The sequence below is a fragment of the Streptomyces sp. NPDC002446 genome, from assembly GCF_053595675.1.
Map to the genome: position 1 here is coordinate 41,965 of NZ_JBSFYC010000032.1, position 11,851 is coordinate 53,815.

At 72.9% G+C, this 11,851-nt stretch carries 10 protein-coding genes; 3 read left to right on the forward strand and 7 right to left on the reverse strand.

What is annotated here, in order from left to right:
* Positions 1 to 76 precede the first annotated feature (76 nt).
* The 4 genes from ACWD6P_RS19670 to ACWD6P_RS19685 all read right to left on the reverse strand — a co-directional run bounded on the left by ACWD6P_RS19670 (position 77) and on the right by ACWD6P_RS19685 (position 3,167).
* Positions 77 to 1,525, reverse strand: a complete 1,449-nt coding sequence (locus ACWD6P_RS19670) for an amino acid permease (RefSeq protein WP_451445388.1) — start codon at positions 1,523 to 1,525, stop codon at positions 77 to 79.
* A 142-nt stretch (positions 1,526 to 1,667) separates the two neighbouring features.
* Entirely contained in the window at positions 1,668 to 1,883 is a 216-nt protein-coding gene (locus tag ACWD6P_RS19675) for a dodecin (RefSeq protein WP_451445389.1), read from the reverse strand.
* 96 nt (positions 1,884 to 1,979) lie between these two features.
* A complete protein-coding gene (locus tag ACWD6P_RS19680; RefSeq protein WP_451445390.1) occupies positions 1,980 to 2,441 on the reverse strand; it encodes a universal stress protein in 462 nt (153 codons plus the stop codon).
* Positions 2,442 to 2,519: 78 nt separating this feature from the next.
* Entirely contained in the window at positions 2,520 to 3,167 is a 648-nt protein-coding gene (locus tag ACWD6P_RS19685) for a PAS domain-containing protein (protein ID WP_451445391.1), read from the reverse strand.
* A gap of 106 nt (positions 3,168 to 3,273) precedes the next feature.
* Between ACWD6P_RS19685 and ACWD6P_RS19690 the strand changes: the two genes are divergently transcribed.
* Positions 3,274 to 6,471, forward strand: coding sequence for a bifunctional cytochrome P450/NADPH--P450 reductase (locus ACWD6P_RS19690; RefSeq protein WP_451445392.1), 3,198 nt, complete (start codon positions 3,274 to 3,276; stop codon positions 6,469 to 6,471).
* Positions 6,472 to 6,582: 111 nt separating this feature from the next.
* Entirely contained in the window at positions 6,583 to 7,755 is a 1,173-nt protein-coding gene (locus tag ACWD6P_RS19695; RefSeq protein ID WP_451445393.1) for an FAD-dependent monooxygenase, read from the forward strand.
* A gap of 48 nt (positions 7,756 to 7,803) precedes the next feature.
* Here ACWD6P_RS19695 and ACWD6P_RS19700 read toward each other — a convergent pair whose 3' ends face one another.
* On the reverse strand, positions 7,804 to 8,379 hold the full coding sequence (locus ACWD6P_RS19700) for a DUF2165 domain-containing protein (protein ID WP_451445394.1): 576 nt from the start codon (positions 8,377 to 8,379) through the stop codon (positions 7,804 to 7,806).
* Between the two features lie 145 nt (positions 8,380 to 8,524).
* Between ACWD6P_RS19700 and ACWD6P_RS19705 the strand changes: the two genes are divergently transcribed.
* Positions 8,525 to 9,559 carry a phosphatidylinositol-specific phospholipase C domain-containing protein gene (locus ACWD6P_RS19705; protein WP_451445395.1) on the forward strand — a complete coding sequence of 345 codons (1,035 nt, stop codon included), beginning with the start codon at positions 8,525 to 8,527 and terminating at the stop codon, positions 9,557 to 9,559.
* Here ACWD6P_RS19705 and ACWD6P_RS19710 read toward each other — a convergent pair.
* Entirely contained in the window at positions 9,531 to 10,634 is a 1,104-nt protein-coding gene (locus ACWD6P_RS19710) for a trypsin-like serine peptidase (protein WP_451445396.1), read from the reverse strand. The two genes, ACWD6P_RS19705 and ACWD6P_RS19710, sit on opposite strands and share 29 nt — an antisense overlap.
* 185 nt (positions 10,635 to 10,819) lie before the next feature.
* Entirely contained in the window at positions 10,820 to 11,755 is a 936-nt protein-coding gene (locus ACWD6P_RS19715; RefSeq protein WP_451445397.1) for a phosphatidylinositol-specific phospholipase C domain-containing protein, read from the reverse strand.
* Between the last annotated feature and the right edge of the window lie 96 nt (positions 11,756 to 11,851).

Genomic DNA, 11,851 nt, shown 5'->3' on the forward strand with positions numbered 1-11,851 from the left:
GGCAAAGGGCCGGCGGGGCGCGTCGCCCCGCCGGCCCCCGGTTGGCCCGGTCCCGGTCACCGGTGTCGCGTCCGGCTCAGGCCGGTCCCTCGCCCGCGGCGTCGGAGTTCTCGCCGTTCTGCCGGGCCAGGTTCGAGCGCCGGTAGGAGTAGGCGAAGTAGATGATGAGACCGATCACGAGCCAGACCAGGAAGCGCACCCAGGTCTGCCACGCCAGGAAGGTGATCAGCCAGATCGAGAAGCACACGCCGATCGCGGGCACCACCGGCATGCCCGGCGTACGGAAGGTACGCGGCAGGTCGGGACGCTTGTAGCGGAGCACGATGACCGCGATGCAGACCACCACGAACGCCAGCAGGATGCCGATGTTCGTCAGCTCGGCTGCCTCGCCGATCGGCAGGAAGCCCGCGATGAGGGCGGAGGCGAAGCCGACGATCCAGGTCACCCTGGTCGGCACATGGTGCTTGGGGCTGGTCTTGGCGAACCACTTCGGCAGCAGGCCGTCACGGCTCATCGAGAACCAGACCCGGGTCACCCCGAGCATGAAGGTGAACATGACGGTCAGGATGCCGATGATCGCGCCGACCGCGATGACGTCCGCGAGGCCGGTCAGGCCCACCGCTTTGAACGCCGACGAGAAGCCGCTCTCCGGGTCGATGGACTTGTAGTCCTGCATACCCGTCAGCACCAGGCAGGCCAGTACGTACAGCACCATCGAGATCGCCAGCGAATACATGATGGCCTTCGGCATATGGCGCTGGGCGTCCTTGGATTCCTCGGCCGCGGTGCTCATCGCGTCATAGCCGAACACCGCGAAGAAGACGGTGGCCGCTCCGGTGAATGCGCCGCTCACCCCGAACGGGAAGAACGGCTCGTAATTCGCGGTGTTGATGTGGAAGAAGCCGACGGCGATGACCACCACGACCACCAGGACCTTCAGGCCCACCACGATCGTCTCGAAGCGCGCGGCGTTCTTGATGCCCAGTGTCAGCAGATAGGCGATCAGCAGGCAGAGCACCGCGGCGAAGAGGTCCACGCGGTGTCCCGGCCCGGTGCCGGGCGCGCCCAGCATCCAGGCGGGCAGGTCCAGACCCAGCTCGCCGAGGAGAAAGCTGAAATAGCCGGAGATGCCGATGGCGACCACCGCGACGATCGCGGTGTACTCCAGCAGGAGGTCCCAGCCGATGAACCAGCCGGCCAGCTCCCCGAGGACCGCATAGCCGTAGGTGTAGGCCGAACCCGCCTTCGGGATCAGCCCGGCGAATTCGGCGTAGGAAAAGGCGGCCGCGGCGCTCGCGATACCCGCGATGAGAAAGGAGATCAGGACCGCGGGCCCGGCCTTTCCGTTCGCGACGGTGCCGGCCAGCGTGAAAATACCCGCGCCGATGATGCCGCCGACGCCGATGGCGGTCAGCTGCCACAGGCCGAGCGCCCGGGTGAGCTGCTGGCTCGCGGGTCCTTCCGCCTCTTCGATGTGTTCGATCGGTTTGCGGCGCCATACGCCCTGTCCCGCGCGCAGCCCCATGCGTCAACCCTCCGTAGGATCGCTCCGTCGTGGTCCGACGGCGGATCATCATGGACCCTCGCGGTCGCCTACGGAAGGCGACTCCCTAGTAGGGCCGGGGACTCGCCGGGAGACGCACCCGCAAGGGGCGTCCATCGGAGGGTCAGTCCGCGTCCTCCAGCCGGAAGCCGACCTTCAGACCGACCTGGTAGTGGTCGACTTCGCCGTCGACGAGATGCCCGCGGACCTGGGTGACCTCGAACCAGTCGAGGTTGCGGAGGGTCTCGGAGGCACGCTTGATGCCATTCTTGATCGCGGCGTCCACGCTCTGCTGGGACGTCCCCACGATCTCGGTCACGCGATACGTGCGGTCGGTCACGGTGGTCTCCCTCGGCCGGGGCGGCGCTCCGCCCGTCCACCTCCCACCGTGCCTCAGGGCGGCCCGCCCCACCAGCGGAGCGGACCCCGCCGGCTCCTACGGGACGACGGTGACCGGCCAGCGCCCGGCCTTGACCAGCCGGACCGCGACCGAGCCCATGATGCGGTGCCCGGCCGACTCCGAGGCGCCGACCACCACCGCGTCGGCCTTGAGCTCGTCGGCCATCTGCACCATGCCGTTGTACGGATCGCCGCGCAGGGTGTGGAACTCCCAGCGCACATGGTCTGTCCCCGCCAGCCGCTCGGTCGCCCGGCGGATCTCCGCCATCAGCTCCTCGGCCACCTCATTGGTCGTGTCCACCACCGGCGCTCCCATGGCCGCCCCGGCCGGCAGCACCGGCTGGACGTAGACCAGGACGAGCTTCGAGGCCTGGCGCCGGGCCAGTCCGGCCGCGTACGCGGCGGCGCGCCACGACGAGTCGGAACCGTCGAGGCCGACGACGATGACCTTCGGGCCGTCCGTTCCGCGCTCGAACTGCGCGGCTGCGTTCTCCTCCACACCAGGGAGGTTATCCGCACAGGTGTGCCGGCCGGCCGCCGGGCCGCTCCGCCGCGTGCCGCGGCCCCGAAGGGCGGGTCAGGCGGGCGCCGGCGGCCAGCTCTCCGGCGACAGCACGCCCAGCACATACGCCCTGGCGACCAGCGCGGTACGGCCCTGTACGCGCCAGCGGCGGGACAGCCGGGTGAGGTGGTAGTTCACCCCGTCCACCGTCAGTCCCAGCGTCGTGCCGATCGACGCCGTGGTCGCGCCGCCGGCGGCCAGCGCCAGGATCCGGGCCTCTACGGGGCTCGCCGTGCCGCGCGGGGCCGGCGGCGGGGCCGTTTCGCGGAGCCGCAGCACCGCCAGCAGGACGGGCGGCTGTACGGACGGATCGCCGACCGGATCCACCGTCAGCTCCCCCTCCCGCTCGGCGCCGTCGGCAACCGACCGCCAGTGCACCTCGACCGGGTAGCGCGACCGGGTGCCCAGCCGCACCGCCTCCTCGATCCGCAGCAGCTGCTCCTTCGCCCGGGGCTTGAACAGCGCCAGCAGATTGCGGCCGCGCATCTGGCCGGGGGTCACTCCCCACTGGCCGGCCATCGCCGGATTGGCGATCAGCACCTCACCGTCGCTCCGGCAGACCGCGATCGGGGTGGGGATACGGTCCAGCAGGATCAGGAAGTAGTTGCGCCAGGGGCCGCCCGCCTCCGCCCCCGACGAGCCGTCGCCAGTCCCGATGTGCATTGCCCCATCCCATGGTCCGCGCGCAAGAGCGAGCAGCGAAAATCCACTGCACAATCATGCAGTTGCCGGAGCCCGTGCAGTACGCCGGGGCCCTCACGCTGGAGACATGACCGACACGATCGTGCTCCACAGTGACGAACGCGCCGCCGACGACCGCATCCCGGTGGCCGACCTCACGGCGACGGGCATCACCCAGACGCCCATCCAGCAGGCCATGGACCTCGCCCGGATCCACGGCCCCGCCTTCCGGCGCAGGCACGGCGACCGCGAGACGCTCTTTGTGACCTCGCTCGACCTGGTCACCGAGCTCTCCGACGAGACCCGCTTCGCCAAGGGCGTGTCGCTCGTACTGGAGAACGTCAGAGAGTTCGCCGGCGACGGTCTGTTCACCGCCTACAACGACGAGCCGAACTGGGCCAGGGCGCACGAGGTCCTGATGCCGGCCTTCGCGCTCGGCTCGATGCGTACGTACCACCCGGCCATGCTCAAGGTCGCCCGCCGGGTCATGGCCGCCTGGGACCGGCGGGTGGCCGACGGCGGGCCCGTCGAGGTCCCCGAGGACATGACCCGGATGACGCTGGACACCATCGGCCTCGCCGGCTTCGGCTTCGACTTCGAGTCGTTCTCCCGCGGCGACGGCGCGCATCCGTTCGTCGAGGCGATGGTGCGCTGCCTGGAGTGGAGCGGGAAGAAGTTCGCCCGTGACCCGGAGGCCGACCACTCGGCCGAGGACGCGGCGTTCCGGGCCGACGCGGACTACCTCGCCACCGTCGTCGACGAGGTCATCGCCGCCCGTACCGAGAGCGGCGTAAGCGGCGACGACGACCTGCTGGGGCTGATGCTGGGTGCCCCCGAACAGGGCGACGGCGGGCAGCAGGGCGGCCCCCGCCTCGACCTCGCCAACATCCGCAACCAGGTCATCACCTTCCTGATAGCCGGCCACGAGACCACCTCGGGCGCCCTCTCCTTCGCCCTCTACCACCTGCTCAAGGACCCGTTCGCGCTGCGCATGGTGCAGCGGGAGGCCGACGAGCTGTGGGGCGACCAGGCCGAGCCCGATCCCTCCTTCGAGGACATCGGCCGGCTGCCGTTCACCCGGCAGGTCCTCAACGAGGCGCTGCGGCTGTGGCCGACCGCCGCCGCCTTCACCCGCCAGGCCGCCGAGGACACCGTGCTCGGCGGGCGCTACCCGCTCAAGGCCGGCGACCAGGTCACCGTGCTCACCCCGATGCTGCACCGCGACCCGGCCTGGGGCGACAACCCCGAGCTGTTCGACCCCTCCCGCTTCAGCCCGCAGGCCGAGGCGGCCCGCTCGCCGCACGCGTACAAGCCGTTCGGGACCGGTGAACGCGCCTGCATCGGGCGGCAGTTCGCGCTGCACGAGGCGACCATGCTGCTCGCCCTGCTCGCGCACCGCTACCGGCTGATCGACCACCGCGACTACCGGCTGCGCGTCAAGGAGACGCTGACCCTCAAGCCGGAGGGGTTCACCCTCACCCTCGCCGCCCGTACGCCCGCCGACCGGGCCACGCTGCGCGCGGCGCTGGGCGGGCTCCCCGGCCTGACCGGCGGCGCAGCCGGTACCGCGGGCGATGCGGCGACCGACGACGGGCTGCCGACCCGGGTCCCGCAGGGCACCGGACTGCTGCTGTTGCACGGCAGCAACTACGGCACCTGCCGCGAGTTCGCCGAGCGGCTCGCCGACGAGGCCACCGGCCTGGGCTTCGCCGCCGAGGTGGCGCCACTGGACGCCCATGCGGGCGCGCTCCCCGCCGACCGGCCCGTCGTCATCGTCGCCGCCTCCTACAACGGCCAGCCCACCGACGACGCGGCCGCCTTCGTCAGCTGGCTCCGCACCGCACCGGACGGCGCCGCGGCCGGCGTCCCGTTCGCCGTGCTCGGCGTGGGCGACCGCAACTGGGCCGCCACCTACCAGCACATACCGACCCTGATCGACGACCGCCTCGACGCCCTCGGCGGCGACCGGCTGCTGCCGCGCGCCGAGGCGGACGCCTCCGGCGATCTGAACGGCACCGTGCAGGAGTTCACCGCGGCGCTGCGGACCGAGCTCCTGACCCGGTACGGCGACCCGGCCAGCGCCGGCGCGAGCGCCCAGGCCGCCGAGGACACCGGCTACACGGTCACCGAGATCACCGGCGGCCCGCTGGACGCGCTCGCCGCCCGGCACGACCTCACCCCGATGACCGTCACCGAGGCCCACGACCTGACCGCACCGGACTGGCCGCGGCCCAAGCGCTTCCTGCGGCTCGCGCTGCCGGACGGCGTCGACTACCGCACCGCCGACCACCTCGCAGTGCTGCCGGCCAACGCCCCGGCCGCGGTCGAGCGGGCCGCCCGGGCCCTCGGCGCCGACCTCGACACCGTCCTCGCACTGCACGCCCCGCGCCGCCCCGGCCGTAACACCCTGCCCGTCGACCGGCCCCTGAGCGTACGCCAACTCCTCACCCACCACCTGGAGTTGGGGATGCGCCCGACGCCGCAGCAGGCCGCGGTGCTCGCCGCGCACAACCCCTGCCCGCCCGAGCGGCACGCCCTCGAAGCCCTCGCCGAGGACGACCCGCGCACCCTGATCGAGCTGATCGAGGCGCACCCGGCGCTGCGCGGCGCACTGCCCTGGCCGGTGGTCCTGGAGCTGCTGCCGCCGCTGCGCACCCGGCACTACTCCGTGTCGTCCTCGCCCGCCACCGACCCGCGGCACGCCGACCTGATGGTCTCGCTGCTGCCCGGCGGCACCGGCTCGTCCCATCTGCACACGCTGCGGCCCGGCGACACCGTCCTGGCCCGGGTCCAGCCCTGCCGCGAGGCCTTCCGCCTCGATCCGGCCGATGACACCCCCGTCATCCTCGTCGCCGCCGGCACCGGCCTGGCACCCTTCCGCGGAGCCGTCGCCGACCGCGTCGCCGCGGGCCAGCAGGCCCCCGCCCGGCTCTACTTCGGCTGCGACGACCCCACCGCGGACTTCCTGCACGCCGCGGAGTTCGCCGCCGCCGAGGCCGCCGGCGTGCTGTCGATGCGGCCCGTCTTCAGCGCCCGCCCGGAGCACGGCCACCGCTTCGTCCAGCACCGCATCGCCGCCGAGGGCGCCGAGGTGTGGGAGCTGCTGCAGGCCGGGGCACGGGTGTACGTCTGCGGCGACGGCAGCCGGATGGCGCCCGGCGTACGGGCCGCCTTCCGCGAACTGCACGGGGCGCACACCGGCGCCTCCCCGCAGGAGTCCGAGGCGTGGCTGCGTGAACTGACCGCGTCCGGCCGCTACATCGAGGACGTGTACGCGGCGGGCTGAGACGGGCTGGATCTTCCGGCCCGCCGGGGCCAAGGTGGGGTGGTGCGGCCACTGGGGCCGCACCACCCGCCGGCCATGACCCGGCCGGCGGCCGAGTGGGGGGAATCCGGCATGACCAAAGCCCTGATCATCGGAGGCGGCATCGCGGGGGCGGTGACCGCGATGGCCCTGCACAAGGCGGGCATCGAAGCGGAGATATTCGAGGCCTACCCGGCCGGCGCGGACGATGCCGGCGCCTTCCTCGTCGTCTTCGCCAACGGCCTCGAAGCGCTGCGGGTGATCGACGCCCACGGCCCGGTCGTGGCCGCATCCTTCCCCGCACAGCGGGTGGAGTTCTTCGGCCACGACGGCGCGCGACTGGGGGAGCGTCCCATCGCCGGCACCGAAGAGGGCGCCGGGCTCGGCCCGCGCACCCTGCGGCGGGCCACCCTCTACCAGGTGCTGCACGCCGAGGCGGCGCGCCGCGGCATCGCCGTACGGCACGGCAAGCGGCTGGTAGGCGCCGAGAGCGTGCACACGGCGCACGGCCGGCGGGTGGTCGCGTCGTTCGCCGACGGCAGCCGTGCCGAGGGGGACCTGCTGATCGGCGCGGACGGACTGCACTCCGTCACCCGCACCCTCATCGACCCGGCCGCCCCGCGGCCCCGCTACACCGGCCAGAACACCGTCTGCGGCTACACCCGCGGCGCCGACGTACCGCTCTCACCGGACACCTACACCATGATCTTCGGCCGGCGGGCCTTCTTCGGCTGCACCCTCGCCCCCGACGGCGAGGCCTGGTGGTTCGCCAACGTGCCCGGCCCCGAACTGGACCGCACCCAGGCGCCCGTCACCTCGCCCGGCGCCTGGCGCGACCGGGTCGCCGGGCTCTTCTCCGACGACGACACCCCGGCCGCCGCCGTCGTCCGTGCCACCGGCGACCGTCTCATCGCCTCCAACGCCTACGACATCGCCACCACCCCGACGTGGCACACCGACACCATGGTCGTCCTCGGTGACGCCGCACACGCCGCCGCGCCCAACGCCGCCCAGGGCGCGTCCATGGCCATCGAGGACGGCGTCGTCCTGGCCAGGTGCCTGCGTGACCGGCCCGATCCGCAGGCCGCCTTCGCCGCGTACGAGGAGCTGCGCCGGGAGCGGGTGGAACGGGTCGTCGCCGCCAGCGCGGGCATGGCCAAGCTCACCGCATCGGGCACGACCGGCCGCCCGTCCCGCCAGGACGGCGCGGAGCGCGGCAGCGCGGGCGCCGACACCTGGCTGACGGGCTACCGGATCGAGTGGTGAGGCCACCGGCCCTCGCCCGTCCGCCGTTTCCGCCCGGCCGTCCGCCCGTTACTCCTCGCCCGTGCGCCGTCCGCCCGCGGCCGGAAGGTGGACGACCAGCAGGGCGAGGCCGGCGATGACGACGTTGCGGGTCGCCGCCTCCACGCCGTTCCAGTTCTCGGACTGCCACATGGCGAACCACTCGCCGCCGACCGCCAGGAAGCCCGCGCCGAAGAGCAGCACGAGCATCAGCAGACCGAGGGTGCTCGCCCGCCGGGCGCGGGTGAGGTCGTCGCCGCGTCGCAGAGCGGCGGTCCACAGGGCGGTGGCGGCGATCAGCACCAGCGCGGCGAGCGTCTCCCAGACGATGATCGCCACGTACGCGGCGTCCTGGAGGGCGTGCGAGGTGATGGCCCGCCACATCAGGTCGGGGTCCTTGAACGTGGTGTCCATGGCCAGCACATGGCGGACGTACTGCTGGTTGGTGCCGAAGTCGGTGATGTTGCCGAAGGCGACCAGGGCTATGTAGAGCGCGACCGTGCCGGTGAAGACGGTCGCGGCAAGGGGCAGGCCGGTGCGCGGGGTCCTTCTGGTGTCGGCTGCGGTGTGCGTGCCGGTGGGTGCGTTGGTGTCCGAGCCGGTCATATGCCCTCCTGATGTTGGCCGGTGTCATGCGCAGTCTGCATTGCTTCCGCCCACCCCGTGATCCAAATCGTTGACAACTCCCGTACGCTGACGCGCGACCGGCCGGGCGACCGACCGGCCGGGGACTCAGGGGAAAGCGGGGATCATGAACGGTAAGCGATGCGTGGGGACGGTTGCCGCAGCGGCCGCGGCGATGATGGCGGTGAGCGGTCCTGCGGGCGCCGAGCCGGCCGCCATGACGTACGACACCAGCACGTCCGTGGGCGTCCACAACGCCTACGACAAGGAGAAGTACCCCTACTTCGCGGACGCGCTGGACTCCGGCGCGGCGCTGCTCGAACTCGACCTCTGGTCCAACGGACTGGGCAGGTCCTGGCGGGTCTCGCACGGCAACCCGCTCGGGAACAACAACAACTGCGAGGGCGCCGCCCACCCCTCGGAGCTGCGCACCAAGCGCACCAACCAGGACTTCGGCGGCTGCCTCGCCGACATGAAGGCCTGGCACGACGCGAACCCGGGCCACCGCCCCATCCTGGTCAAGGTCGAGATGAAGGACGGGTTCAACGCCAAGGGAGGGCGCGGGCCGGCCGAATTCGACGCGCTGATACGCGAGAAGCTGGGCGATGCGGTCTACGGGCCGGGCGAGCTGACCGCCGGACACACCACCCCCGACGAGGCGGTGCGGGCCGGCGGCTGGCCCGCGCGCGCCGACCTGGCCGGGAAGTTCCTGTTCGAGCTGATACCCGGCACCGTCGAGGAGAGCAACCCGTTCGACAAGCTGTGGACCGACGTCGAGTACGCCCGGCACCTCAGGAACCTCGCGGGACAGGGCAAGCTGGCCCGGGCGACGGCCTTCCCGGCGGTGCACGGGGCGGCGCCCGGAGATCCACGGGAGCGCTACCAGGACGCGGCGCTGCGGCCCTGGTTCGTGGTCTTCGACGGTGACGCCGCGACCTACCTCAACGGCTCCATCGACACCGCCTGGTACGACCGGCGCCACTACCTCCTGATCATGACCGACGCGCACAACGTCCCCCCGGCGATCGACGGCACCCGCCCGACCGAGGCGCAGGCGCTGGCCCGGGTGCGTCAACTGGCCGCCGCCCACGCGAGTTTCGCGACCGCCGACTGGTACCCACTGCCGTCCGTCCTCAAGACCGTGGTGTCACGCGGGGCCTGACGCCCGGCCTCGGCGCGGGCTCCGCGATCGCGCGCCGGTAGAGCGCGGCGGCGTCCGCGCCGAGCCGGCTGCTGTACGAGGTGAGGTCGTCGCCGCCCTCGTCGAGGCCCCCGACCACCCCGATCAGCGAGCCGGTGCCGGTGGCCGGGTCGAGGTCGGTGAGCATCGGCCCGCCGCTCGTCCCGTTCGGGAACCCCGGGCAGCTGAAGCGCAGTTGGGCCGGGCCCTGGGCGTCCGCCGTGTGCCGGCAGCCGACCGGGGCCTCCCGGTCGGCGGGGTAGCCGGTCAGCAGCGCCGGGCGCCCGGCCGGTGCGTCGAACCGGATCCGCTCGGCGCCGGTCAGGTCCTCTATCCGGCCGCCGGCCCGCCCGGCCCTGCGCACCCGCAGGAAGGCCACGTCGTGGTCGGGGTCCCGGTCGCTGATCCAGCGCGGATCGACATGGATCCGGGTGGGCACCCACAGGCCGTACGGGGCGATCCCGTCGTGCAGGCCGGGTGCGAAGACGAGCCGGGTGCGAAAGCCGCCGTCGTGCACACAGTGCGCGGCGGTGGCGACCAGATCGCCCGCGGGGGCGTGCACCACGCTCGCCGTGCAGTGGTGTGTCGGGTCACCGTCGTTGCCGGGGGAGAACAGCGCGCCGATCGCCGGTGCGGGCGCCGCCGGGGCGGCCTCCAGCGGCCGGGACGGCGGCAGCGGGGCCGCGGGTCCGCCGCCGCGCCGGGCCGGCACGGGCGGCCCCGGCCGCTCCCGGTACGGCCCGGCGAGCACCGCGGCGGCGGCCTGGTCGCCGTCGGCGCGGGTCGCGAGATAGGAGCCGGTGGTGCTGTCCCCGGCGGCCAGGAACGGATCGCGCGGGGGTGTGCCGAGCGCCAGCGCGGTGCTGCCCACCACGATGGTCAGCACGCCGAGCGCCACGGTCGCCCGCAGGGGAACGCCGGCCCGGCCGCGGCCCGTACAGGACGGCCGGCCGGGGCCCGGGCAGCCGTCGAACGGCGCCGTCCCCGGGGCCTTCGCCGCCCCGGCAGCCCCGGCCGCGCCGTCCGCCGGCGCGGTGCCGCGCTCGCTCGTCTCCACCAGCAGCCGCCTCGCCGCATCAGCCGGCGGCACCCCGTTTCGGACGCGTGGGCACCAACCGGAACCAGACATTTCCCTCAGTCTGATGCAGCGGCGGCCGTCTTGGTTGGGTCACCCGGGCGGATCATTGCGCACAGCGCGGGAGAACCACTGGAGAGCGCCCCGGACCGCCCGGACACGGCCCGCTAGCCCATGCGGGTGAGCCGCCCCGCCATGTTGTGCCGGATCAGCGTCTCCGCCAGGCCGAATGCGTTCGGGAAGTCCATCGGTACGATGCCAAGGCCCCGCCAGGCACTGCCCTCCGTGCCCTCCAGAAGGCTCTTGACCTGCGGGTTGAGGCGGTCAGCGTTGGACCGGGGCGGGAGCAGGGCCGCGGTGCTCACATAGTTGACGAAGAGCTTGCCGGGCTGGGCGTGCGCCTTGCGGAACTGCGCCTCGATCTTCGGGTACTTCACGAACGGCTCCGCCATGTAGTCGTCCTGGATGTCGAACAGCACGGGATCGGCGTAGCGGATGCCGCCCAGGCCCTCGGAGTCCGCCAGCAGGACGACCCTGCCGCGCGCCCGGCCCAGCGTCGGCAGGTCGCCGTCCAGGCGGAAGAGCGAGCGGTAGCCCTTGGCGTCCAGGTAGATGCCGAAGATCCGGCGGAACTCCTCGGCGCTGACCTCCGAGTACTCCTGCTTGACCCGCATCAGCACCGTCTCGGACGGGTGCGCCTGAAGGAACGCCCGGCAGGAGTTGAGCACATCGCCGAACATCAGCTCCTGGTAGAAGGCGCCGTGATGGATGGCGAAGACGTCGTCGACGGCCCGGCAGCGGACGTCCAGGAAGCGGATGCCGCTGCTGAGCTGGTCGTCGACGGAGGTGTTCTGGCAGGCGACCCAGGGGCCGCCGAGCCGGGCACCGGAGTCATGGGTGCCGGGGATGGTCAGACGGGCGACGGGGGTGTCGTCGGGGAGCGCCGACATCCAGTCCTGTACGGAGAGCGCGGCGGGCGCCGGGGGCCGGCGGTCCGCCGCGCGGGCCGTGAACTGCCCGCTGCCCGCCCCGGCCAGTACCCCGGCGGCCGACAGTCCGGCCGCGCCCCTGAGGAAACCCCGACGATCCAGCCCCTGTCCCATGCCGCGTCCCCTGCCCCTCGACTCCGCATGCCGCCCGCCCGCCCCGTGCGCGCGTGCGATCGGGGCATCGAACCACACCGGCGGCGAACACGGCAC